This window comes from Aminobacter carboxidus (genome assembly GCF_014863355.1).
Taxonomy (GTDB): domain Bacteria; phylum Pseudomonadota; class Alphaproteobacteria; order Rhizobiales; family Rhizobiaceae; genus Aminobacter; species Aminobacter carboxidus.
In genome coordinates this window covers 18,934-42,026 of the sequence record NZ_JACZEP010000006.1, presented here as the reverse complement: position 1 = coordinate 42,026, position 23,093 = coordinate 18,934, and the positions used below count along the sequence as shown (strand labels likewise).

The 23,093-nt window shown below is 62.2% G+C and carries 31 protein-coding genes; 17 read left to right on the top strand and 14 right to left on the bottom strand.

Translation table 11 applies throughout. From position 1 onward, the window contains the following. Positions 1-12: 12 nt before the first annotated feature. Positions 13-987 carry a signal peptide peptidase SppA gene (gene sppA, locus IHE39_RS18790; RefSeq protein WP_192567557.1) on the bottom strand — a complete coding sequence of 325 codons (975 nt, stop codon included), beginning with the start codon at positions 985-987 and terminating at the stop codon, positions 13-15. A 266-nt stretch (positions 988-1,253) separates the two neighbouring features. Here sppA and lptC point away from each other — a divergent pair, with 266 nt between their 5' ends. The 6 genes from lptC (at position 1,254) to ptsN (ending at position 6,465) form a co-directional block, all read left to right on the top strand. Further along, on the top strand, positions 1,254-1,973 hold the full coding sequence (lptC, locus tag IHE39_RS18785) for an LPS export ABC transporter periplasmic protein LptC (protein ID WP_192567556.1): 720 nt from the start codon (positions 1,254-1,256) through the stop codon (positions 1,971-1,973). A 40-nt stretch (positions 1,974-2,013) separates the two neighbouring features. Next, positions 2,014-2,523, top strand: a complete 510-nt coding sequence (locus IHE39_RS18780; RefSeq protein WP_246485563.1) for an LptA/OstA family protein — start codon at positions 2,014-2,016, stop codon at positions 2,521-2,523. Further along, complete coding sequence (lptB, locus tag IHE39_RS18775; RefSeq protein ID WP_192567554.1) at positions 2,524-3,345, top strand: LPS export ABC transporter ATP-binding protein; 822 nt, start codon at positions 2,524-2,526, stop codon at positions 3,343-3,345. It abuts the gene before it with no gap. A gap of 189 nt (positions 3,346-3,534) precedes the next feature. Further along, positions 3,535-5,070: an RNA polymerase factor sigma-54 gene (gene rpoN, locus IHE39_RS18770; RefSeq protein ID WP_192567553.1), complete on the top strand. Its 1,536-nt coding sequence runs from the start codon at positions 3,535-3,537 to the stop codon at positions 5,068-5,070. Between the two features lie 281 nt (positions 5,071-5,351). Next, complete coding sequence (hpf, locus tag IHE39_RS18765; RefSeq protein ID WP_184769951.1) at positions 5,352-5,936, top strand: ribosome hibernation-promoting factor, HPF/YfiA family; 585 nt, start codon at positions 5,352-5,354, stop codon at positions 5,934-5,936. A 64-nt stretch (positions 5,937-6,000) separates the two neighbouring features. After that, positions 6,001-6,465, top strand: a complete 465-nt coding sequence (gene ptsN / locus IHE39_RS18760; RefSeq protein WP_184769952.1) for a PTS IIA-like nitrogen regulatory protein PtsN — start codon at positions 6,001-6,003, stop codon at positions 6,463-6,465. 94 nt (positions 6,466-6,559) lie between these two features. On the opposite strand, the gene IHE39_RS18755 is transcribed toward ptsN, so the two are convergent. Continuing rightward, a complete protein-coding gene (locus IHE39_RS18755) occupies positions 6,560-6,817 on the bottom strand; it encodes a BQ00720 family protein (RefSeq protein WP_192567552.1) in 258 nt (85 codons plus the stop codon). 62 nt (positions 6,818-6,879) lie between these two features. After that, a complete protein-coding gene (locus IHE39_RS18750; RefSeq protein ID WP_109575873.1) occupies positions 6,880-7,305 on the bottom strand; it encodes an Hsp20 family protein in 426 nt (141 codons plus the stop codon). Between the two features lie 130 nt (positions 7,306-7,435). Here IHE39_RS18750 and IHE39_RS18745 point away from each other — a divergent pair, with 130 nt between their 5' ends. Then, on the top strand, positions 7,436-8,377 hold the full coding sequence (locus IHE39_RS18745; RefSeq protein ID WP_192567551.1) for a nucleoside hydrolase: 942 nt from the start codon (positions 7,436-7,438) through the stop codon (positions 8,375-8,377). A 454-nt stretch (positions 8,378-8,831) separates the two neighbouring features. On the opposite strand, the gene IHE39_RS18740 is transcribed toward IHE39_RS18745, so the two are convergent. Beyond that, on the bottom strand, positions 8,832-9,446 hold the full coding sequence (locus IHE39_RS18740; protein ID WP_192567550.1) for a LysE family translocator: 615 nt from the start codon (positions 9,444-9,446) through the stop codon (positions 8,832-8,834). An 81-nt stretch (positions 9,447-9,527) separates the two neighbouring features. On the opposite strand from IHE39_RS18740, the gene IHE39_RS31100 reads away from it, so the two are divergent. Further along, positions 9,528-9,806 carry a TonB family protein gene (locus IHE39_RS31100; protein ID WP_192567549.1) on the top strand — a complete coding sequence of 93 codons (279 nt, stop codon included), beginning with the start codon at positions 9,528-9,530 and terminating at the stop codon, positions 9,804-9,806. A gap of 27 nt (positions 9,807-9,833) precedes the next feature. Here IHE39_RS31100 and IHE39_RS18730 read toward each other — a convergent pair whose 3' ends face one another. The 6 genes from IHE39_RS18730 to IHE39_RS18705 all read right to left on the bottom strand — a co-directional run bounded on the left by IHE39_RS18730 (position 9,834) and on the right by IHE39_RS18705 (position 13,509). Continuing rightward, positions 9,834-10,730, bottom strand: coding sequence for a PfkB family carbohydrate kinase (locus IHE39_RS18730; RefSeq protein WP_192567548.1), 897 nt, complete (start codon positions 10,728-10,730; stop codon positions 9,834-9,836). 82 nt (positions 10,731-10,812) lie between these two features. Beyond that, the gene (locus IHE39_RS18725; RefSeq protein ID WP_210322334.1) at positions 10,813-11,274 is read right to left on the bottom strand and encodes a hypothetical protein; all 462 of its coding nucleotides are present in this window, start codon (positions 11,272-11,274) and stop codon (positions 10,813-10,815) included. Between the two features lie 2 nt (positions 11,275-11,276). After that, positions 11,277-11,771, bottom strand: a complete 495-nt coding sequence (locus IHE39_RS18720) for a hypothetical protein (protein WP_246485562.1) — start codon at positions 11,769-11,771, stop codon at positions 11,277-11,279. Further along, positions 11,738-12,121 carry a hypothetical protein gene (locus IHE39_RS18715; RefSeq protein ID WP_184769959.1) on the bottom strand — a complete coding sequence of 128 codons (384 nt, stop codon included), beginning with the start codon at positions 12,119-12,121 and terminating at the stop codon, positions 11,738-11,740. The genes IHE39_RS18720 and IHE39_RS18715 overlap by 34 nt, the downstream gene beginning before the upstream one ends. A gap of 35 nt (positions 12,122-12,156) precedes the next feature. After that, positions 12,157-12,630, bottom strand: a complete 474-nt coding sequence (locus IHE39_RS18710; RefSeq protein ID WP_184769960.1) for a hypothetical protein — start codon at positions 12,628-12,630, stop codon at positions 12,157-12,159. A gap of 612 nt (positions 12,631-13,242) precedes the next feature. Continuing rightward, entirely contained in the window at positions 13,243-13,509 is a 267-nt protein-coding gene (locus IHE39_RS18705) for a hypothetical protein (RefSeq protein WP_184769961.1), read from the bottom strand. A gap of 218 nt (positions 13,510-13,727) precedes the next feature. Between IHE39_RS18705 and IHE39_RS18700 the strand changes: the two genes are divergently transcribed. Beyond that, the gene (locus tag IHE39_RS18700; protein ID WP_184769962.1) at positions 13,728-14,642 is read left to right on the top strand and encodes an EamA family transporter; all 915 of its coding nucleotides are present in this window, start codon (positions 13,728-13,730) and stop codon (positions 14,640-14,642) included. Here IHE39_RS18700 and IHE39_RS18695 read toward each other — a convergent pair. Together IHE39_RS18695 and IHE39_RS18690 are read right to left on the bottom strand one after the other, a co-directional pair. Further along, positions 14,572-15,498, bottom strand: coding sequence for a methylated-DNA--[protein]-cysteine S-methyltransferase (locus IHE39_RS18695; protein ID WP_192567547.1), 927 nt, complete (start codon positions 15,496-15,498; stop codon positions 14,572-14,574). The genes IHE39_RS18700 and IHE39_RS18695 overlap by 71 nt on opposite strands. A 62-nt stretch (positions 15,499-15,560) precedes the next feature. Then, a complete protein-coding gene (locus IHE39_RS18690; protein WP_192567546.1) occupies positions 15,561-16,055 on the bottom strand; it encodes a DUF2244 domain-containing protein in 495 nt (164 codons plus the stop codon). 22 nt (positions 16,056-16,077) lie between these two features. Between IHE39_RS18690 and nth the strand changes: the two genes are divergently transcribed. Continuing rightward, complete coding sequence (nth, locus tag IHE39_RS18685) at positions 16,078-16,884, top strand: endonuclease III (RefSeq protein ID WP_192567545.1); 807 nt, start codon at positions 16,078-16,080, stop codon at positions 16,882-16,884. Here nth and IHE39_RS18680 read toward each other — a convergent pair. Then, on the bottom strand, positions 16,878-17,318 hold the full coding sequence (locus IHE39_RS18680; protein WP_192567544.1) for a DUF2214 family protein: 441 nt from the start codon (positions 17,316-17,318) through the stop codon (positions 16,878-16,880). The two genes, nth and IHE39_RS18680, sit on opposite strands and share 7 nt — an antisense overlap. Before the next feature lie 167 nt (positions 17,319-17,485). On the opposite strand from IHE39_RS18680, the gene IHE39_RS18675 reads away from it, so the two are divergent. Further along, positions 17,486-17,686, top strand: a complete 201-nt coding sequence (locus tag IHE39_RS18675) for a YdeI/OmpD-associated family protein (protein WP_246485560.1) — start codon at positions 17,486-17,488, stop codon at positions 17,684-17,686. 130 nt (positions 17,687-17,816) lie between these two features. Continuing rightward, complete coding sequence (locus IHE39_RS18670; RefSeq protein ID WP_184769968.1) at positions 17,817-18,350, top strand: GNAT family N-acetyltransferase; 534 nt, start codon at positions 17,817-17,819, stop codon at positions 18,348-18,350. A 16-nt stretch (positions 18,351-18,366) separates the two neighbouring features. Here IHE39_RS18670 and IHE39_RS18665 read toward each other — a convergent pair whose 3' ends face one another. Beyond that, positions 18,367-18,939, bottom strand: a complete 573-nt coding sequence (locus IHE39_RS18665; protein WP_312880838.1) for a transglutaminase-like cysteine peptidase — start codon at positions 18,937-18,939, stop codon at positions 18,367-18,369. A gap of 283 nt (positions 18,940-19,222) precedes the next feature. On the opposite strand from IHE39_RS18665, the gene IHE39_RS18660 reads away from it, so the two are divergent. The 5 genes from IHE39_RS18660 to IHE39_RS18640 are packed head-to-tail and all read left to right on the top strand — an operon-like array spanning position 19,223 to position 23,040. After that, positions 19,223-19,894 carry an amino acid ABC transporter permease gene (locus IHE39_RS18660; protein ID WP_184769969.1) on the top strand — a complete coding sequence of 224 codons (672 nt, stop codon included), beginning with the start codon at positions 19,223-19,225 and terminating at the stop codon, positions 19,892-19,894. Further along, positions 19,894-20,565 (top strand): amino acid ABC transporter permease, encoded by a 672-nt coding sequence (locus IHE39_RS18655; protein ID WP_192567542.1) that lies wholly within the window; start codon positions 19,894-19,896, stop codon positions 20,563-20,565. Before IHE39_RS18660 ends, IHE39_RS18655 begins: the two co-directional genes overlap by 1 nt. After that, complete coding sequence (locus tag IHE39_RS18650; protein ID WP_192567541.1) at positions 20,566-21,297, top strand: amino acid ABC transporter ATP-binding protein; 732 nt, start codon at positions 20,566-20,568, stop codon at positions 21,295-21,297. Position 21,298: 1 nt separating this feature from the next. Next, complete coding sequence (locus IHE39_RS18645) at positions 21,299-22,222, top strand: isoaspartyl peptidase/L-asparaginase (RefSeq protein WP_184769972.1); 924 nt, start codon at positions 21,299-21,301, stop codon at positions 22,220-22,222. 20 nt (positions 22,223-22,242) lie between these two features. Then, positions 22,243-23,040 carry a transporter substrate-binding domain-containing protein gene (locus tag IHE39_RS18640; protein WP_184769973.1) on the top strand — a complete coding sequence of 266 codons (798 nt, stop codon included), beginning with the start codon at positions 22,243-22,245 and terminating at the stop codon, positions 23,038-23,040. The last annotated feature ends 53 nt before the right edge of the window (positions 23,041-23,093 follow it).

Here is a 23,093-nt window from a genome sequence, read left to right as displayed (position 1 = left end):
TTTATTTGTTTTTCAGCCGCCTGACACAGCTTTTTCAGCCTGCCAGAGCGACAGCATACCGTCAAGGAACAAGCGGTCGGCGCCCATTTCCTTGATCAGTTCCGACGACAGGTCGCCAACCCCGAGTGCGCGGCCGAGCGCCTGGGCAACGGAACTAGGCAGGAAAAAACTGCCGGTGCGAGAGGGCTTCCACTCGATCACTTCGAGCTTGGCATCGACGCCCTTGGTGCCGAGCCAGGCGATGGCCTGGTCTTCGCCGCCAACCTCGTCGATCAGCTTGTTGGCGAGCGCCTGGCGTCCGGTCCACACCGAGCCGTCGGCAAGGTCGGTGGCTTCGGCCTTCGACATCGAGCGGCGTTCGGCGACGATGCCGACGAACCAGTCGTAGCTGTCGAGGATCATGTTGCGCATCATGGCGCGCTCTTCGTCGGTCGTCGGATTGAACGGATTGGGCTCGGCCTTCAGCGGCGATGACTTGATCTCCTCGAGCTTGACGCCGAGCTTATCCATCAGCCCGGTCAGGTCGGGAAACTGCACCAGCACGCCGATCGAGCCGACGATGGACGACTTGCGCGCCACGATGTGGTCCGTTGCCGAAGCGATCATGTAACCTGCCGATGCGGCCAGCGTGCCGACCTGGGCGACGACAGGCTTTTCGGCCGCGAGCTTGCGCACGGCATCGTAGATCGCCTCGCCGCCTGCGGTGGTGCCGCCGGGCGAATCGATCGACAGGATCACGCCCTTGACGGAGGCCGACTTGCGGATCTCGTCGAGACGGCGCAGCAAATCCTCGTCCTCGGTGATCGTGCCTTCGATCTTGACCTTGGCGATGTGGCTGGCGCTCACACCGGGAATGCGCTCGCCTGCCAGCCAGGTCGACATGCCGACGACTGCCAGGGCGGCGATGAGAAAAGCTACGACCCGCCAGAAGGTCAGCTTGCGCCGCAAGCGGCGTCGGTCGATCAGATCGTCGGCTTTCATGGACATGGCGTGCCTCGCATGCTGTGCAGGTTAGCGCTTTTAAAGCAACGCTTTGGCGAGAGCCACAGCTTTCCTGCCTCAGCTGACGTTGCGGGAGTTGGGATTTGTAAGCTAAATAGCCATATTGGGGTTTGCTGTTTGGCAGCCGGACGCGGGCAACAATACGTTCGGTCGCAACTCTTTGACCTTATGGTCATATTTTCGTGGCTTTCATCCGCTTCACCGTGCCGGCCTGAAGGGCGGCTTGGACAGTTCGAAGAAGGACATTTCAGTTGGCGCGACCAATCGAGACGAGTGGCGGCGGGAGCGGCGTTGCGGTTGACACTGCGATTGCGCTTGCGACTTCGCGCGCCGATGCGTTCGACCGCGCCGCGCGCCATTCGCGCCGCGTCCGCTTCCTCAAGCGCGCCTTGCCGCTGGCCGCCATCGTGCTTGCCGCGCTGTTCGGCGGCTATACCTATCTTGCCGCGCCTCCTTCCATCCAGGTCAAGGCGGAAGGTGCCGCCTTCTCCGAGGGCAAGCTGGTGATGGCCAAGCCGCAGCTCAGCGGCTTCACCCGCGACAACCTGCCTTATTCGATGACCGCCGACCGTGCCGTGCAGGATCCGGCCAACCAGGGTGTCGTCGAATTGCTCGGCATCGACGCCAACCTGCCGATCTCCGCCGACAATATTGCCAAGGTCGACGCGGTGCGCGGCATCTATGACCGAGAAGGCAATACGCTCAATCTGACCGAACAAGTAATCGTAAAGACCAGCGACGGTATGGTCGCCAAGCTCAAATCGGCGTATCTCGACATGGGCAGTGGCGCGATGAAGTCTGACGAACCGGTCGAAATAAGCCTTGACGGTTCGAAGATCACGTCCGATTCGATGTCCATGCTCGAAAACGGCAAGGTTGTCGTGTTCGAGAAAAAGGTACGCGTGGACATCGATCCCGCGCGGATGAAGGCGGCGCAGAATGGCAGCGGAGGCGGGAGTGCGGCAAAATAGGTCTTGGCGGTCAATGGCCGCGTTAACATGCGCGGGCGTGATGCTGTGCACCGCCGGCGCTTTTGCGCAGGACAGCCAGAGCAGGCTCTCGGGCCTCAAGCTCTCCGGCGACCAGCCGATCCAGATCGAGAGCGACAAGCTCGAGGTCCGCGAATCGGAGAATCTCGCTATCTTCACCGGCAATGTCAGCGTCACCCAGGGGCCGACTGTCATGAAGTCGGGCAAGATGACGGTCTATTACGCCAAGGATGGCGGCTCGGCAGCCACCGGCTCGGCCAACATCGACAGGCTCGAAGTCGACGAAAAGGTCTATGTGAAGTCCGACAAGCAGGTTGCCACCGGCGACCGTGGCACTTTCGACATGAAGACCGAGGTGCTGGTGATGTCCGGCAAGGAAGTCGTTCTGTCGGAAGGCGACAACGTCCTGGTTGGCTGCAAGCTCACCGTGCAGATGAAGACCGGGCTCGCCCAGGTCGACGGCTGCAACAAGGGCGCCAAGGGCAATGGTCGTGTCATGATGTCGATCACACCGGGTTCGCAGAAGAAATAAATGACTGAGGCATCCTCGCTGTTGTCGCGTCTGAAGCCCGGCTCGGCGCAAAAACTTGCCGCGCCCGCGACGACAGGCAGTGCCAAGAACGGTAAGTTCAAGGGCACGCTTATCGCAAAGGGCCTGACCAAGAGCTACAAGGGCAGGCAAGTGGTGTCGGGCGTGACGCTCGGCGTCCGCGCCGGCGAGGCCGTCGGCCTGCTCGGCCCCAATGGTGCCGGCAAGACGACCTGTTTCTACATGGTCACAGGGCTTGTTCCCGTCGACCAGGGCACCATCGAGATCGACGGCTTCGACGTTACGGCGATGCCGATGTATCGCCGCGCCCGCCTCGGCATCGGCTACCTGCCGCAGGAAGCCTCGATCTTCCGTGGCCTTTCGGTTGAAAACAACATCCGCGCCATCCTCGAAGTGGTCGAAAAGAGTCGCAAGGAGCGCGAGAAGGCGCTCGATGCGCTGCTTGAAGAGTTCCACATCAGCCATCTCAGGAAGTCGCCGGCGATCGCCCTTTCGGGCGGTGAGCGCCGTCGCCTCGAGATTGCGCGCGCGCTCGCTAGCCGCCCCAACTACATGCTGCTCGACGAGCCTTTCGCCGGCATCGACCCGATCGCTGTCGCCGACATCCAGCAGCTCGTCCGCCACCTGACCAAGCGTGGCATCGGCGTCCTGATCACCGACCACAATGTGCGCGAGACGCTGGGCCTGATCGACCGCGCCTACATCATCCATGCCGGCGAGGTCTTGACCCACGGCCGCGCCGACGAGGTCGTCGCCAATCCCGACGTCCGTCGCCTCTATCTCGGCGAGGGCTTCACGCTCTAGGCTGCTTGCCGGGGCGCAACGTGCCAGCGCAATGCGCAGCCTTCATTCGCGATTGCCGGGCAATGCGCCGGCAATCGCGATGCCAAATCCCCAATCTGCTTGACATGCAAAAGCCGGGCCAGTTTTATCGCGACTGGCGAGCGCGCCGATTTTCGGCAGCACCTGACAGGGATTGGACCACTTCAAGCAATGGCGCTGTCGGCGAAACTACAGCTACGGCAGTCGCAATCGCTGGTGATGACGCCACAGCTGATGCAGTCGATAAGGCTGCTGCAGTTCACCCACACCGAGCTTGAACGTTTCATCGACGACGAGATCGAGCGCAATCCGCTGCTTGAGCGTGTCGAAACAGCCGAAGACGGGCCCAGCGACCAGTTCCCCAAGATCGAGACCCAAAGCGAGGCAAATCCCGCAACCAGCGAGGACTGGTTCGAAGGCGAGGCGGGCTGGAGCTCGGAGGCGATCTCCGAGAAGCTCGATACTTCGCTCGAAAACCTGTTCCCGGACGACCCCGGTGCTGTCGAGCGCATGGGTCCCGACCTCGCCATGCAGTGGAAGTCGGCATCCACCGGCTCTGGTTCGGGCGGCAGCTCCGAAGGTTTCGACATGGAGGACATGGCGGCGGCTGCCATCACCATGCGCGACCATGTCGGCGAGCAGATATCCTTCGCCTTCACCGACCCGGCCGAGCGCCTCGTTGCCTCCGAATTGACCGACTGGCTCGACGAAGCTGGCTATTTCCGCGGCGAAGCCGACGAGATCGCAGCGCGCTTCGGCGTCGACGAGGCTTTCGTGCTGCGGGTGCTCACCGGTTGCCAGGGTTTCGACCCGGCCGGCCTTTTTGCCCGCGATCTCGCCGAATGCCTGCGGGTCCAACTCATGCGCCGCGACCGGCTCGATCCGGCGATGGCGGCACTGATCGACAATCTAGACCTTCTGGCCAAACGCGATTTCCACAGCCTGAAGCGCATCTGTGGCGTCGATGAGGAGGATCTGCTTGCCATGCTGGCGGAGATCCGCGCGCTCGATCCCAGGCCCGGTGGGGCCTTTTCCGGCGGCTCTGCCGACACCATCGTGCCCGACGTCGAGGTGCGCCAGGCCGCCGATGGCAGCTGGGCGATCGAGCTCAACCCCGATACGCTGCCGCGTGTGCTCGTCGACCAGGTCTATTTCGCCCAGGTGACGGGTCGCACCAAGGATGCTGCCGAGCGCAATTTCCTCAGCGAATGCCTGCAGAACGCCAACTGGCTGACCCGCAGCCTCGACCAGCGCGCCAAGACCATCCTCAAGGTCGCCTCGGAAATCGTGCGCCAGCAGGATGCCTTCCTGGTCCACGGCGTGCGCCATCTGAGGCCGCTCAACCTGCGTACTGTGGCCGATGCCATCGGCATGCACGAATCGACAGTCAGCCGCGTCACCGCCAACAAATACATGCTGACGACGCGCGGCGTGTTCGAACTTCGCTACTTCTTCACCGCCTCGATCGCATCGGCCGAGGGCGGCGACGCGCATTCGTCTGAGGCGGTGCGTGACCGCATCCGCCAGATGATCGAGGAAGAGCAGGCCGCCGACGTGCTGTCCGACGATGCCATTGTGGATATCCTGAAGAAAAGTGGCGTCGACATCGCCCGGCGTACGGTCGCCAAATATCGCGAAGGCATGAACATCGCCTCGTCGGTGCAGCGCCGGCGCGAAAAACGCGCCATGGCAGGTGCCGCCAGCTAGGCTGAAAGCCGCGGAATTGCGGCCATTCTGGCGCTTGATTGACAATCCTTAATGAAGTGTCTAGAAGCCCGCCCGCATGAAGAGGGCTAAAGCCCACCAAGGAAAGATGCGGCACAGGATGGCTTGCGATACGAGCCAGCGGCTGCCGGTGGGTGGCCCAAGATCAGCCGACAAGTTCGGACTTAAAATTGGTGTGACAAGCGAGCCAACGCTTGTTTGCATCTGCCACGGGTATAAACTCGGACCGGTTTGAAGTCTGAACAGAAAAGGTCAGTTTTCAGATGAGCCTGCGCATATCAGGAAAACACATGGACGTCGGCGATGCGTTTCGTACGCGCATTGAAGGACGTATCGGCGAAGCGATCGGCAAATACTTCGATCGCGGTTTCTCCGGGCACGTCAACGTCGTGAAGTCCGGCTCGCGCTACACCGCCGATTGCGTGGTACGGCTCGATTCGGGCATGTCGTTGCAAGCGACCGGTGACGCCCAAGAACCGACTGCCGCGTTCGAAGCGGCAGCCGACAAGCTCGAGACTCGCCTGAGGCGCTACAAGCGCCGGCTGAAGTCGCACAATCTGGGTGCTGGCAACGGTGAATTGACTGATGTCGCCTATTCGGTCGTCGCGGCTCTCGTCGATGACGACGAGGATGTGCCGGAAGACTTCGCGCCCGCCATCGTTGCCGAGTCGACGATGGTTCTGAAGACGATGTCGGTGGCATCCGCCGTCATCGAACTCGACACCAAGGATAGCCCTGTTGTGGTCTTCCGCAATGCTGGCAACGAGCACCTCAACATCGTCTACCGCCGGTCTGATGGAAACATCGGCTGGATAGATCCCTCGACCGCAAAGGTCGCCCAGGGATAGTAGCCGCCACCGCATGTGGGGTTTTGGGGCAATGCGGCGGTGAGCACAGCAAGGGAATTTCAGCATGGATCTGAGTGATCTGATCGAGGCTCCGGCAATCATGCCGGCCTTGAAGGCGAACTCGAAGAAGCAGCTTCTGCAACTTCTCGCCGAAAGGGCCGCAGCGATTTCCGGTATCCCCGAGCGGGAGGTGTTCGACACCATCCTCCAGCGCGAGCGTCTTGGCTCGACGGGTGTCGGCAATGGCATCGCCATCCCGCATGGAAAGCTCGCAGGCGTTAAGCGGATCACCGGCGTCTTTGCGCGCCTGGAAACGCCCGTCGACTTCGAAGCACTGGACGACCAGCCGGTCGATCTCGTCTTCCTGCTTCTGGCCCCTGAAGGGGCTGGGGCCGACCATCTCAAGGCGCTGTCTCGTATCGCCCGCGTGCTGCGCGATGCCGACACGGTGGCCAAGATTCGCGGCACGCGCGATGCGTCGGCGATCCATGCGTTGTTGTCGGAAACGCCGGCTTCGCACGCCGCCTGATTTCGTCAATTTCTGGAAAAGCTTGGGAAGGGCCGCATCTGCGGCCCTTGTCCGTTTCGCCACCTTGTCGTCGGTGCTAGGCCGGTGCTGAAGGTCAGTGGATGGCGACGGTCGTCAGATCGTTTTCCATCGCACCCGCAAGGGCACGGTCACGGGCATCGGACAACAGGATCGGTTCGCCGGTGGCGGCAAACAGCGCCCACAATTCGAGGCCGGGGTCGATCTCGGTCAGGCCGGGGAAACGGCCGCGCAGATCGTCACTGGATACCTTCCTGAGATAGGCAACGGTGCCTTCGCCGAGATGGGCGAGTTCGCCCGTGGTCATCGTGTGTCTCTGGGCAGTATTGGGCATTATAGCCTCCTTCTAGCCAGGATGCCGTCTCGGCCATCCCGCATGAGAGCCATCGGCAGTGCTTAGTCTGCTACCGATATGTTTATTTTCCGTACCAGTCGTTCGGCTTCCGGCCGGTCGAGATCGACCGAGAGCAGACCGTTCTTCAGATCGGCAGCAATCACCCGCATCCCGTCGGCCAGAACGAAGCAGCGTTGAAACTGCCGTGAGGCGATGCCGCGATGCAGGAACTCGCGCTCCTTGTCGTCGCTCTGTCGGCCACGCACGATGAGCTGGTTCTCCTCGACGGTGACTTCGAGATCGTTTTCGGCGAAACCGGCCACCGCAAGCGTGATCCGCAGCCTTTCGCCCCGTTCGTCGGCATCCCTGATGCGTTCGATGTTGTAGGGAGGGTAGCTGTCGCCCGACTTGGCAAGGCGCTCCAGCGTCTTTTCCATCGTGTCGAAGCCCAGGAGAAGCGGGCTTGAGAAGGGCGTCATACGGCTCATGTTACAGCTTGTCCTCCGAGAGCGACATAATGCGGAAAAACCCGGATGGCATTTTCCCGTCTGTTGTTGATATGGTCCGCGCCGTCGGCAACTTCAAGACTGCAAAAAAACTGCCCAACAAGGAAAGAAAATGCCCGTACCGCGCAAGATAATCATCGACACTGACCCCGGTCAGGACGATGCCGTCGCCATACTGTTGGCGCTGGGGAGCTCCGAGCTCGACATTCTGGGAATTACCGCTGTCGCCGGCAACGTGCCGCTGAAGCTGACCGAAAACAATGCCCGCAAGATCTGCGAACTGGCCGGCCGCCCCGACATCAAGGTGTATTCCGGCGCCATCCGGCCGCTGATGCGCGAGCTGGTCACAGCCGAGGAAGTCCACGGCAAGACCGGGCTCAATGGCCCCGATCTGCCCGAACCCACGATGAAGCTGCAGGAGCAGCACGCCGTCGACTACCTCGTCGAGACGCTGATGCGCGAGGAAGCCGGCACCATCACGCTGTGCCCGCTCGGGCCGCTGACCAACGTTGCGCTCGCCTTCATCCGCGAGCCCAGGATCGCCCCGCGCATCAAGGAGATCGTGCTGATGGGCGGCGGCTTCTTCGAAGGCGGCAACGTCACGCCTTCGGCCGAGTTCAATATCTACGTCGACCCGCATGCCGCCGATGTGGTGTTCCGCTCGGGCGTACCGATCGTCATGATGCCGCTCGACGTCACCCACAAGGCGCTGACCACCACCAAGCGCATCGACGCCTTCCGCAAGCTCGGCACCAAGGTCGGCCTCGCCACCGCCCAGATGCTGGAGTTCTTCGAGCGCTACGACGAAGGCAAGTACGGCACCGATGGTGGTCCGCTGCATGATCCGTGCGTCATCGCTTACCTTCTCAAGCCGGAACTGTTCCAGGGCCGTCATTGCAACGTGACCGTCGAGACGGCTTCCGAGCTGACCATGGGCATGACCGTCATCGACTGGTGGGGTGTCACCAAGCGCCCGAAGAACGCCATCGTCATGCGCGACATCGACCATGACGGCTTCTTCGCCCTGCTGGTCGAGCGTCTCGGCCGGCTCTGAGGTTTCCGTCTCCCCGTGCGCGGGAGACGCCCTCCCTTGAGGGGGGCGTTTCAATTCAGCTGATAGTCAGCCGTCCCGTTCTCATAGTTTATGCGTCGAAGCACGACGGTCGAGCCGCGCCTGCGGATTTGCCAATCCTGTAGAAAAACCAACCGGTCTCCGACCCTCACACCGTAGCGGTAGCTGGGTCCATGTACGCTTCGGCCTGTGCTCGTGGCGACGACTTCGACGGTCCCGACTACTGAATCGATCGCCACCACGGGGCTCGAGTTCCAAACCAGCTGCAAGATGGGCTGGAAGGCAAAAGCTACGCACATCGCTACCAAAACAGCCGCCGCAAGATACTTCACGGCTGGTGTTAAATATTTCTTCAGCATCGTGCGAGCCCCCCTCCTGTGATGATGTGGGGGGAAGCGCGCTATACTTCAATAATCAGATCGGATGGTGCAGTACCTCATTTCGCCCGTGAAAACGCCAGCCAGACGCCGCCGCCGACGAGGAAGGTGCCCGATATGCGGGTCATCAGTTTGAGGCGCCTGGCCGACAGGAACTTGCCCGCGCGGCCGGCGGCGATCGCATAGGCCGAGTCCGACATTGCGGCGAAGACCATCGCCGTGACGCCCATGATGACGATCTGCTGGGCGTAGTTGGCACTCGGATCGATGAACTGCGGGATGAAGGCGCCGAAGAAGATCAGCGTCTTGGGATTGGAGATGGCAACCAGAAAGCCCTGCAGGAAGAAGCCGCCACGCGGCCGCCTGGGCATGCCGTCGGCGGCAAGCTCGCCACCCGAGCGGAACATCTGGATGCCGAGCCAGATCAGATAGGCGGCGCCCAGCAGCCTGACCCATTCGAACCAGTGGCCCATCGCCTCGATCATCTGGTTGAGGCCGATGCCGACGATGGCAATCATCACGGCGACGCCGATCTGCGTGCCGGCGGCATTGGCGAGCCCGGCGCGCGTGCCATGCCTTATGCTGGAGGCGATGATCAGGGTGACCGTCGGCCCCGGTATCAGCACGATGACGATGCAGGCGACGACATAGGCGGCATAGAGCTCAAGCGACATGTTCCGTTCCTCCGGCGGTCGCCCGACAATAAGCACGCAGAGTTTCCGGCTGTCCAGAAGAAGCGGAAGCAAACAAGTGATGTGGATCGTCACCTCGCCAGCGTTGTCAGCCCAACTCTGGGTCCTACTCAAAATGTAGCGACGAATACGTTGCGCCCCAGCGGTTGTGCAGTAAGGACCGCCAACGTCAGCATCACCACCGACAACAATGGCAAGATGAGCTCGGCCACTATCAGCAAGACTTCGGGTGACCCGGCATTTGACAAAAAGGCACTCTCGCTTGCCAAGAGCAAGTTCCAGAAGCTTCCCAATCCTCGCAAAAACGACAAATACCTGCAGCCGGTAGACCTGATGAACTAACGGTTGCCGGCGCTCAACAGCCTGCTGCTACAGGATGGCCGCATCCACCTCGGCGGCCATCGGGATAGCCGGCTGGGCGCCGGGCTTCAGGCAGGCGAGCGAGCCGGCCGCTGCGGCGCGGCGAAGCGCTTCGGCGAGATCGAGGCCAGCGGCGAGGCTGGCGGCTAGATAGCCACAGAAGGTGTCGCCGGCACCGACGGTATCGACCGGGGTGATCTTGAGCGCGTCGATATGGACGAGTTCGTCGCCCCTTGCGGCCAGCACGCCGTCGCCGCCGAGGGTGACGATGACGGTGGCGCCGGTGCTGCGGGCGAATTCGCCCATCCGCGCCGGCCTTTCGCCGGCGGGCAGCGACAGGGCTTCGGCGTAGAGGTCGAACTCGGTTTCGTTGGCAACGACATAGTCGGCCTTACCGACGAAGCTTGCGGCTTCGGCGCGGAACGGTGCAGTGTTCAGCATGGTCACAGCACCTGCCTTGCGTGCCGCGTCGAGCGCCGCATCCACTGTCGCAAGCGGGATTTCGTGTTGCAGCAGCACGATGTCGCCCTTGGTGAACTGGGCCTTGGCGAGATCGCCCGGCACCACCGAGCCATTGGCGCCCGGCACCACCGCAATCATGTTTTCGCCGTCGCCGCCGACAAGGATCAGCGCGATGCCGGTGGCTGCCTGGATCTCGGCTACGCCGGACAGGTCGACGCCGCTGCTCTTGAGGTAGGCGACAGCCTCGCCGGCGAAGGCATCCTTGCCGACTGCGCCGACCATCCGCACCTGGGCACCAGCGCGCGCAGCCGCGAGCGCCTGGTTGGCGCCCTTGCCGCCGGGCGCCGACCTGAAGTCGCCGCCGGGAACGGTCTCGCCCGGGCTCGGGAGGCGGCCGACGGTTGCGATGAGGTCGAGGTTGATGGATCCGACAACGGTGATCACGGCAGTCTCCTGAAAAGTCAGCCGGAAACTACATTGTGTCGCGATCGCTTGCCAGATGGCGGCCCGGTCATTCGCAGTTTGCTTATTCGCAGCGGAAGACGACCTGTGCCTGGTAGGTGCCGGCCGGGAAGATGCCTGTCGATTTGGTCGCTGTCAGGTTGACCGGGACAATCCTGGTGCCGTTCGACACCCGCGTGATCGTGCTGCCGCCGTAGGTCACGCTGTCGACGGTGTAGGTCGAGGCGAAGGTTACGTTGGCATCGCCGCCGCTTGGAGCCGACAGGAAGTTGACGGGTGCGGGCGCCGACAGTCCGTAGCAGTCGAGCAGGTTCAGGATCGAGCACAAAAGCGAACTGGTGGTGACGCTGACCGAGGCGGCCGAGCCGCCGGCCTGGGTCGAGCCGAAGACGTTGATCGTCGGATTGGGCGAAAGCGTGCCGTTGCTCTGGACGTTGATGGTGCAGGTGCCGATGATGGCCGCTTGCGCGGGCGCAGCCGCCAGCCAAAGGCTCATGATCGCGAGGGCCGAAGTGCCGGCGCGCATGGTCACTGCCCGGTCGTGGGTTGGGGCGGTGCCTTGCCGTCGGTCCAGCCGCTTTCTGCCCAGCCGGCCTTGGAATGCTGCACCGAGCCGGTGATGTCGCCGCCCTGTCCGCCCAGCCCCATCTTGAGCAGCTTCAGCTCCATCTGCAGCCGCGCCACTTCGAGCTCATAAAGCTTGGAGCAATCGAGCCGCTTGGGCGTGCGGCCGATCGGGATGACGACGCGGCCATAGGTGGCGAGGTCGTTGTTCTCGCGGTTGTTGCCCTGGATCACGCCGACATCGAGATAGGCGCCGCTGCCCGACACCGCCGAACGGCAGGTCGTGCCATCCGCGGCGCGCACTTCATCCTGGCCTTGCGGCAGTGTCACGCCCGGCAGGGAGAAACCGCTCTGGTTCTGGTTGAGATTGTAGACGTCCTCGGCCCAGGACGCGCAAGGCGTCAATGCGGCGAGGCTCGTGAGCGTCAGAAACGCCGCTGTCCGAGAAATTTTCCGCATATTTGAGCCTTGATCTGCGTCTGTTCATTTGGAAATGGCACGCTTTCCGTACAAATACGCACTTTACGCTCATTGTTGCCGTCGAATGGCACGACAACCAGGACTGGCCGCGACGCCTCGGCGCCCAGCATGAAACTGTTGGGCGCTATCTTGGCGTTCACCGGCTGGAAGTTCTGGTCGTAGACGCGGATATCGATCCGGATCTTCTGGTTGTAGGGATTGGATGGAAAGACGCGGATGGCAAATGCGTCGGTGAAACTCGTTACCTCGCCGCGCATCGGCGACATCGACTGTGCGAATGCGGGGCTGGCCGCCAGCGCCAATCCGAGAAATGCCAGGCTGCGTAACATCAAGCTCTCCCTGTCGTTCTTGTCTGTTACAGCCTCTATTGGCAGGTCACCGTGACGGTGGCGGAGTAGCTGCCGGCGGCAAAGATGTCGGAGCCGGTCTTGGTGCCGGCGAGGTGGACGGTCACGGTATCCACGCCTGGAGTCGACAGGTTCGAAGAGGCGCCGGTTTCCGCGATGGTGTGGGCGCCGGCTACGGAATAGGTCGGCGACCACGTGATCGGCGTGATGTCAGCCGGCGGAACGGTGATCGCGGTGGGTGCGCCAACGCTGAGCGCGACATTGCCCGTGGTGGTGATTGTGACGGTGCCGGGCGAACCACCGGCATTGTGCGAGCTCAACGACTGCAGGCCGGGGCTCGCGGTCATGGTGCCGCTGCCGTTGGTCACGACGAGTGTGCAAATAGCCGCGACCGTACCGTTGAAGGTGACGTTGCCGGTGGCCCCGAGCGCCGGCTGAACCATCGCGCCGGCCGCGATGGCAAGCGCTGTAGTGAGCATGCAGTATTTCATTCTGCTCTCCGGGAACTGCGAGTATCCGCCTGTCCTGGAGTTGACGGTGATCCAGTATGGTTAATTTGGTATTAACGCCAAACTCTGTCGAAAAGTTCGTTTGTGTGCATACTATTTATTCTACACGATATCGAGATATTCGACAGGGCGTCAATCTCGTTTGCTGCGCGTGATTGAAGTATATATGAATTATTATTGGATGCATGCGTTCGATTGTCTTGAAATAGGTGGCCAAGCGCTCAAGTATCTGCACCTGACGGTTGATCCAGATACGTGACAAGTGTGATCCACAGCAACAAGAATATGCTCGTCGACTAAGCATGGCCGGATTTCACCGCAGGTCTCTTTCAAACAATATGATCGATAGCTGATATAATCTCGCCCATGGCGCGCCCCACAAGCATAGGAGCTTAGGCAGCATCAGACCCGTGGTTGAACCGACAGCAGCGCGCGCCGGTCAACCATGCTCAAGCAACCAATGAAGATTGGCGATCCAGCTCAGGGAGGGAGCTTCAAAAAAGGGCCGTCTGGAAATCGGCTCGCTCAAGGAGCCAAGACGAAATGCGACTTCCTCACGGCCGGAGGCGGGTCGCCATCATTTGCAGATCATTGCTACTGCTTTGGGCCGCCAGCGGGTTGCTTTGACGCTTCGATCAGGTCTGCTTGGCGGACGAGGCCTTCTGCGATCTTTCGTGCTTGGTGCGGCTTTATCAGAAGCTCCACACTCTCAGCCGTGCTCTCTCCACGACGAACCCGCTCGATGTGCTCCTGGGAGGTCACATACTCAAGACGAACAATAAGGTTCCCCGGCTCCAGCGCGTTGATGTGCACGTTGATCAGGTTCGGTGTGTTGGTCGTGTTTTCAAATTTTGCAGGCATGGGCGTTCCTTCCGAATCTGCGGATCATGCCGCTGCACTAGCCAATAGTCCATCAGCCGCCTCAACGCACTTCTTGCCAACGAGCGCGATGGACCGTGGTCAACGATGTAACCCGAAGTCGGCGCAAAGGGCAGGCCTTTTCCTTCCGACCAGCATCGTGTAGGCTAAAAAGTCAATCAATTCAAATATTTGATTGATAGCGTCAGGAAAATTGAACCATGCGCCCGCGCCATCTGCTGCTCGCCCTGAGCATCGTCCTGATCTGGGGTGTCAACTTCGCTATCATCAAGATCGGCCTGATCCAGGTGTCGCCGCTGGCGCTCGGGGTCGCGCGCTTCTTCCTCGCCGCCTTTCCGTGGGTGTTCTTTATCAAGCGCCCTGATGTGCCGCTCTCGATGATCGCCACTTACGGTCTGCTGATCTTTGCGCTGCAGTTCGGCTTTCTGTTCACCGGCATGAAGATCGGCATGAGTGCCGGGTTGTCGTCATTGATCCTGCAGTTGCAGGTGTTCTTCACCATCGGCTTGTCGATGATTTTGCTGGGTGAGCGACCGACACCTTGGCAACTGGCCGGTGCTGCGTTGGCGTTCAGCGGTGTCGGAATGGTTGCCCTGCATATCGGCGGCGATGTGACCATGGCCGGGTTGCTGCTGCTGATCGCGGCGGCCGCCGCCTGGGGCGGTGGCAATGTCGTTTCCAAACAGATCTCGCAGCGTGCCGCCGCCGCGCCCAACGTGCTCGGTCTCGTCGTCTGGGGCAGCCTGTTTGCCTTGCCGCCATTGCTGGCGGTGGCGCTGATCCTCGACCCGGAACACTTCGTGAGCAGCTTCACCGGACTGGACTGGGCCTCGGTCGGTTCCATCGCCTACATCGTCTATCTCTCGACGCTGTTCGGCTTCGCCGCCTGGAGCGGACTGCTGGCGCGCTATCCGGTCTCGACGGTAGCGCCCTTCACCTTGCTGGTGCCGGTGTTCGGCTTCCTTGGCTCGGCGGTGCTGCTTGGCGAACCGCTGCAAGACTGGAAACTCGTCGCCTCCAGTCTTGTCATCGCCGGCTTGTGCATCAACCTGTTCGGGCCGCGGCTGTTTTCGCGTCCGCAGCGGTCAGTTGTCCCGCCTCCCAGCCCAGAATAGCCCGCTTGCGCGTCAGGCCCCAATGGTAGCCGGTCAGCGCGCCTGATTTGCCAAGTGCCCGGTGGCAGGGGACGACAAACGATAGCGGGTTGGCGCCGACGGCTGCACCGACCGCCCGGCTTGCCTTGGGCGAGCCGACTTCCGAGGCGATTGCCGAATAGCTGCAGGCCCGGCCCATCGGGATCTTGAGCAGCGCTTCCCACACGCGCACCTGGAAGTCGGAGCCGATCATGACCACGCGCAAGGGCTGGTCCTGGCGCCAGCGGGCCGGGTCGAAGATGTGCGCGGCATAAGGTGCGGTCGCACTCATGTCTTCGACATAGGTGGCATTCGGCCAGCGGCCTGACATGTCGGCAAAGGCGGCGCGCTCTTCGCCGGCGTCGTTGAACGACAGGCCGGCGAGGCCGCGGTCGGTGACCATGACGAGCGCCACGCCGAAGGGCGAGATGTGGAAGCCGTAGCGGATGGTCAGGCCGGCGCCACGGGTCTTGTAATCGCCCGGCGACATTGCCTCATGGGTGACGAACAGGTCATGCAGGCGTCCGGGCCCGGACATGCCGACCTCGAACGAGGTCTCGAGCAGTGGCAAGCCGTCATCGAGCAGTTTGCGGGCGTGGTCGAGCGTCACTGCCTGCAAAAAGGCCTTCGGCGACAGGCCGGCCCAGCGGCTGAACAGCTTCTGCAGGCTGGTCGGGGTTTCGCCGACTTCTGCGGCCAATGTCTCGAGCGAGGGCTGGTCGCGATAGTCGAGGCTGATTTTCTCGATCACCCGGCGCACGGTCTCATATTCGGAGCCGGTCGGGGTGATGTCGTGCTGCAGCGTGGCGATGGGTTTCGTCTGCGTCTGGGCGTTCATGGCTTGATCTCCTTGGACGCCAATATCGCGGGGGCTGTGGGTATTTCCCACCCGATTCCTGCTCATCTGCTCCTTGCGGTTGCAAGAGCCCGCGAAAAAGCCGTGGCAAAGCTCTCGCGGTCGTCGGGATTGAGGAAGCTGCCGATCGCAACGCTTGTCTCGCGCGTCTCGACGGCCATGCCGGTGATGCCGATCTCTTCGTGGCGGGAGACCGCGAAGCGGGCCCAGAACGGATTGAAATGATACCGCTGCGATCTGCCTGACGGAGCCGTCTTCAGGATGTCCAGGCTGGTGCGGGAGACGCTGACTTCCTCGCGGGCGCGTGCGGCGCGATAGTTGAGGCGGAAGGCGACATAAAGGGCAATTACGTCGAGGCCGAGGAAACCGAAGATCGGCCAGGCCCCCTGGCTCAGGAAGATGATGCCGGTGACGATCCAGCCGAATGTCAGCGCGCCCATCAGGATCATGAAGCCGGTACGCCCGAGCGAGCGGTGTGGCAAAAGAAGAGCCTTGAAGAACGGCTCGTCGGCAACAAAACTGGCGTTTGTCTCGCTCATGGCGACTAATTATAGAGAGGCGATGAAAAACCCCAAGCCTAAAGATAAGCCGAGGGCCTCGCCCAAAGGTCGCATGTCGGCCGCCGGTGCCAAGCCGCGCACGACGCGCCGCCGTTCGCTCTACTCGGCGGCCGAAGTGCGCGAGATTTTCCGTCGTTTCTCGGTCCAGCGGCCGGAGCCCAAGGGCGAGCTCGAGCACGTCAATGCCTTCACGCTTCTGGTGGCGGTGGTGCTTTCCGCGCAGGCGACCGATATCGGCGTGAACAAGGCGACGCGGGCGCTGTTTGCCATCGCCGATACGCCCGAAAAGATGCTGACGCTGGGCGAGGAGACCGTCGGCCAGCACATCCGCACCATCGGCCTGTGGCGCAACAAGGCCAAGAACGTGATCGCGCTGTCGGAAGCGCTGGTTCGGGACCATGGCGGCGAGGTGCCGGACGATCGCGACCAGCTCGTCGAATTGCCGGGCGTCGGCCGCAAGACCGCCAATGTCGTGCTCAACATGGCTTTCGGCCAGCACACCATGGCCGTCGACACCCACATCCTGCGCATCGGTAACCGCATCGGGCTGGCACCTGGCAAGACGCCGGAGCAGGTCGAAAACATCCTGGTGAAGATCATCCCCGACGAATTCATGCGCCACGCCCATCACTGGCTGATCCTGCATGGGCGTTATGTCTGCAAGGCGCGCAAGCCAGATTGCTGGCGCTGCGTCATCGCCGATATCTGCAAGTCGCCGGAGAAATCCACCAGCGAGCCGGCGCCGCTGGTGCCTCTCGACGACATCGATCCGATCGAGGTCGTTGAAGCGGAAGTGGCGGCTCAGTAGCCGCGCGCTAGCGCCGCGGCAAAGAGCGGGATCAGCGCGAAGACGGCGATCTCGGCCTTGAGGAAGCCGCGCACCCTGGCTATTTCGGCATCGGGGACGACATAAGCATCGCCGCCGCCGGCCGAGCGCCAGCGCGCGATGCGGATCGTCGGTGCGATCGACAAAAGCCCGACGGCCGCGAAAGCCACCATCTTGGCCCAGAAGGTCGGGTTGTAGACGTAGAACTCCCAGCCCTTCAGTCCGAAATAGACGCGTGACGCACCGATGATCAGCAGAAGTGCTGCGAGCCCGCCATAAGTCGCGTCGATGCGGCCAAGCAAGGCGAGGTTGCGCCGTTCGAGCCCGGGACGCACCAGTATTACCTCGGCGGCGATGACGCCTGCGAGCGCGAATGCCAGCAGGTGGTGAATGACGGTCAGGATAAGGTCAGTCATCGGTGCCTCGTGATGCGACTCGCCCGCGGCACCTTAGCAATGGACCTTGGGCAAGCATATGACGAGGCAGATGTCAGCAGATGTCAGCTGTCTGTCACTTGCCGAGTTGACGAAGAGACTGAGGAATACATGTTTCGACCATGGCGCTGACACGACAGATCAATCAGATGCCTGACTGGATCCGCGGCGAACTTGTTTCGCGTGGTCTGACCGAGGCCTATGAGGCGCGGCCCGACTACCAGCGTAACGACTATCTCGGCTGGATCGGCCAGGCCAAACTCGAAACGACGCGCCGCAAACGGCTAGACCAGATGCTCGACGAACTCGCGCGCGGCGGCGTCTACATGCGGATGGTGTGGAGCGGCTAGAGCATGGGCCCGAAAGCGGGCATGAGCACGTAGAAGTCAGCGCGCTGGCGGACAGCGTTGCCATGTTCTGGCCTGCTGACTGAGCGATCATCTGTGCTAGACCGGCGTCCATCGTTCACGGAGCATCTCGATGGCCGCCTTTTCCCTTGCCGACATTCCCGTCATCGAGACCGAGCGCACCATCCTGCGGCCGCATCGCATCGACGACTTCGATGCCTATGCCGCGATGTGGGCCGATCCGGTCGTTACCCGCTTCATCGCCAAGCCGCGGACGCGAGAGGAAAGCTGGCAGCGCTTCCTGCGCCACGCCGGCTCCTGGTCGCTGATCGGTTATGGATTCTGGGCCGTCGAGGAAAAGGCCAGCGGCCGCTTCATCGGCGAGTGCGGCTTCCATGACCTGAAGCGGGAAATCGTCCCTTCGATCGAAGGCATTCCCGAGGCTGGCTGGGGCTTTGCCGCCGACATGCATGGCAAGGGCATTGCGAGCGAGACAGTTGGCGCTTTCGTGCGCTGGGCCGACAGCCGATTTGCCGGCCACACCGTCTGCATCATCGATCCGGCCAACGGCGCGTCGCTGCGTGTCGCCGAGAAGAACGGCTACCGCGAGGTTGGTCGAACCACTTATCACGGTGAACCGACCATCCTGCTCGAACGTCGAGGCTGAAGTTCGGGAGAGGGCGTCAGCCGCCGAACGCGGTCGACAGGATCGGCTTGGCGGCGCCAATCCGTTCCCAGCTTCTGCCGTTGCCTTGCGCCTGGCGGGCGAAATAGCTGTAGGGCGTGCTCGACCAGTCGCGAACCGAGCTGGTCAGGTTGTCGAGGATCAGATCGCCTTCGCTGGTGCGCACGGTCAGGACCGTGTGACCCTGGCCACGATAGCGCGCCACGGTCAGCAGTAACGCCGAGGCCGGCCAGCCGCGCTTCAGCAATTCGCGCTTCTTCAGGATCGCGAAATCCTCGCAATCGCCTGATGAAACCGGCACGCGCCAGTCATCGCCGATATCGTTGCGTTCCTTGATGCGCGAATTGACGGCGCGGTTGATCTGCTTGAGCTCGGACTTGAGGTCGGCGTGCAAGGCAACAACCTTGCTGCCGCCGGATGTGCTGCACAGGCCCGGCTCACGGCCGCAGAACGAGGTGAATGCGGGCGGCGCAAAAGCCTTACCCTTGGTCTCCATGGTCGTTCCGGCCTGGGCAGCAGGCGTACAGGCAAACGACGCCGATAGCGCGATCAGCGCGACGATACTTTTCACAGTGGTAGTCCCCGATGCGTAGAAAAAGGATGACGTGTGTCGGTTAATGAGCGGTTGCTAAAATGACGATTGGTCGCAAACGAGGCAGCGCCCCTAACAAATTGTAAACCGAACACATAAGAGTTGAGACATTGTCCCACCGGCCGGTCGCAGGGGCGGCGAACCGAGGCCCGCGGCGGGACGTTCTCCGATGAAAAAACTGAAACTCAGCCTGTCGAGGCGTTGACATCGCCTTGCCTGTTTTGCAGAGTGAAACCGGTTTCACTTTTCGGGAACGTGCCGCTTGAAGTTCGACCTGTCGATCCTCGCCAAGCATATCCCCTTCCTGCTGGAAGGGGCGTGGTTGACGTTGCAGGCCTGCACGCTTGCCGTTTTGGGCTCGCTGGTGCTGGGCCTCGCCATCGGCGCGATGCGCACCTCGGCGTCGCCGCTGCTCAACCGGCTGGCCGCCGTCTACATCGACATTTTCCGCAACATCCCCTTCATCGTGCAGCTGTTTTTCTTTTATTTCGGCCTGCCCGAGATCGGCATCTATATCGATGCCTTCACCACCGGCGTCGTCGCGCTGTCGATCGCCGGCGGCGCCTTCACTTCCGACGTCATCCGCTCGGGCATCCTGGCAATCGACCCGGGCGTCATCGAGGCAGCGCAGGTCAGCGGACTCAGGAAGATCACCATCTTCCGCAAGATCATTCTGCCGATTGCCCTGCGCGCCTCGGTGAGACCATTGGGCTCGGTCTTCATCAATCTGATCCTGACGTCGTCGATCCTGTCGACGATCACGCTCAACGAACTGACCGGCTCGGCCAAGATCGTTGCTTCCAACACCTTCCGCCCGTTCGAGGTCTATTTCGTCCTGCTCGTCGCCTACGCCGCGCTGACCTATTCCGTGTCGATCCTGATCGGCATGCTGCACCGATACCTCAACCGTCACCAGGAAGAGGGAGCGGTCTGATGCGCTACGGAGATTTCACGCCGTTCGACATCGTTCTCCTGCTTCAAGGCCTTGGCGTCTCGCTGGCATTGTTCGTCTCGACCACGCTGATCGGCCTTTTCATCGGCACGGTCTGGGCGGTGATCCGCTTCTACCGCGTGCCGGTGCTGATGCAGCTCGTCACCTTCGTTGCCGAGTTGCTCAAGAACTCGCCGGTGCTGGTGCAGCTGTTTCTGGTGTTCTTCGGCCTGCCGGCGTTCCTCAAGATCAACGTCACGCCGACCGAAGCCGCCGTCATCACGCTTTCCGGCAATAGCGCTGCCTTCATCTACGTCATCGCCGTCTCAGCCATCGAGTCGGTCGGCCGCGACCAGATCGAGGCCGCGCGCGTCTTCGGCCTGACGCGCTGGCAGATCCTGCGCCGGGTGATCGCGCCGCAGGCGACAGCCTTCGCCATCGGGCCGCTCACCGGCCTGCTGGTCAACCAGTTGCAGGTCACCTCGCTGATCTCGGTGATCGGCGTCATGGACCTGACCAAGGTCGGCAACATCCTCAACCTGCGCACGCTCAAGCCGTTCCTCGTCTGGACTGCCGTAGGCTTGCTCTACTACCTCACCGCCAAGCTGGTGACCTATGCCGGCGCACGCTTCGAGAAGCGGCTTCGCGCCCATACCGCCTGGAAAGGTCTGTAAATGATCAGCATCACCGGTCTGCGCAAATCCTTTGGTGCTGCCACAGTGCTCAACGGCATCGACCTCGAGATCCGTCAGGGCGAGGTCGTGTCCGTGCTCGGCTCGTCCGGCTCGGGCAAGTCGACGCTCATCCGCTGCATCAACGGGTTGGAGAAGATCGACGCCGGCAAGATCACGGTCGACGGTTTCGACGTATCGAAGCCGCGCGAGCTGAGCGAGGCACGCAAGCGCTCGGGCACGGTGTTCCAGTTGTTCAACCTCTACCCGCACATGACCGCGGTGCAGAACGTGGCGCTGGCCCCGATCGAGGTGCTGAAGCTGCCGCGCATGCAGGCTGAGGCAGAGGCGCGCGAGCTGCTGCACTCCGTCGGGCTAACCGAGCGCGCCGACGCCTATCCCTCGCAGCTGTCCGGCGGCCAGCGCCAGCGCGTCGGCATCTGCCGGGCGCTCGCCATGAAGCCGAGCTACCTGTTGCTCGACGAGGTGACGAGTGCGCTCGACCCTGAAATGACGTCGGAAGTGCTGTCGATCCTTGCCGCGCTCGCCAAGACCGGCACCACCATGGTCTTCGTCACTCACGAGATCGAATTCGCGCGCTCCATCTCCTCGCGCATCGCCTTCCTCGACAAGGGCCAGCTCATCGCCGACCTGCCGACCGAAGAATTCTTCTCCGCCACGGGCATGGCCCTGCCGCGCGTGGCCCAGTTCCTCTCCAAGATGCGTAAAGACTGAAATGATCCTGCTTGCCAATTCCGAGGCCTGGCCCGGCTTCTCCAAGAGCGTCGACCTTCTGAAAGGTGGCAGTCACGGCATCGACGCCATGGTTGCCGGCATCAGCGAGGTCGAGCGCGAGGTCAAGGTCCGCTCGGTCGGCTTTGGCGGCTGGCCGAACATGCTTGGCCGCATGGAGTTCGACGCCGGTGTCATGGACGGCACTACGCGTGAAGTCGGCTCTGTTGGCGCTGTTCCCGACACCATCCCGGTCGCCGCCCTTGCTTATGAGGTGATGAAGCGCCTGCCGCATGTCATGCTGACTGGCGACGGTGCCCGCCGCTTTGCCACCGAGATCGGCTTTCCCCATGACGAGACGCTCTATGAGGAGAGCAAGCGTGTCTGGTGGCAACGGCTCGAAAAGGAGCTTTCGCCGGAAGAGCTGGCGAAATTCCCCGACATAGCACTTGCCCCGCTCAGCCGCACAATCACCGATCCGGAACGCGTGCGCGACACCACCGTGTTCCTGTCCAAGGACAGCCTCGGCGGCCTCAACGTTGTGACCTCGACCTCCGGCTGGGCCTGGAAATATCCCGGCCGTCTTGGTGACTCGCCGATCCCAGGTGCCGGCTTTTATGCCGATAGCCGCTTTGGCGCTGCCGCCTGCACCCATACCGGCGAGATGACCATGCGCTGCGGCACCGCCCGCACCATCGTGCTCGCCATGCGCCTCGGCCATTCGCTGGAGCAGGCCATAGCACTTGCCATCGAGGAGCTGCGCGAGCTGAAAAGCGGCTTTTTGGCCGGCGTCGTCATCCACGCGCTCGACGCCAAGGGCAACCACAAGGTCGTCAGCCTGAATTGCGAAGAGCAGATCAAATACTGGTTCTGGGACACCGACCTGCCCGAGCCGGAACATCGCTTCGCCGAACCGTTCACATCCTAGAAACCTAAGGGAGAGGGAAAATGAAGAACCTGATGACGAAACTGGCCGGCATGGCGCTGGCCTTTGGCCTCGCGGCCACGGGCGCTGCCCACGCCGGCAAGATCGACGAAATCCGCGAGCGCGGCACCGTGCGCATCGGCGTGTCGCTTGGCGGCGAGCCGATCGGCTTCCGCGACGCCCAGAACAATCCGGTCGGCTATGACGTCGACGTCGCCACCATGCTTGCCGAAAAGCTCGGCGTGCCGGTCGAGTTCGTCGACGTCTCGGGCGACGCCCGCATCTCGATGCTGGTCTCGGGCCAGATCGACATCGCCGTTGCCAACACCTCGGCAACGCTTGAGCGTGCCAAGTCGGTCGATTTCTCGATCCCCTACAACCGCGCTGGCTTACGCATCATCGTCCAGAAGGACGCCGGCATCACCTCGCTCGAAGGCCTCGCCGGCAAGAAGATCGTCGTCGGCCGCGGCTCGACCGGCGAGACCTTCATCAAGAATGCGGCGCCCCAGGCCGAGCTCGTCTACACCGACAACTTCTCGCCGGAAGGCGTGCTTCTGCTGCAGCAGAAGCGTGTCGATGCCGCCATCGAGGACTCCTCGCTGCTCGACTATCTCGCCACCAAGAACGAGAACCTGGTGACGCTGCCGGGCCTGCACTCCAACGACCCGATCGGCATCGCTGTCGCCAAGGGCGATGAGGGCTTCGTGCGTTGGATCGACATGTTCGTGTCCGACTACATCCAGAGCGGCGCCTACGAGACCAACTACAAGAAGTGGTGGGGCGAAGCCGCCAACCCACCGGCACTGACTCCACTCTGGTAAGACAGGGCCGAGGCAACGGGCAGGCGAATAGCCTGCCCGTTTTGCTTTCGGCT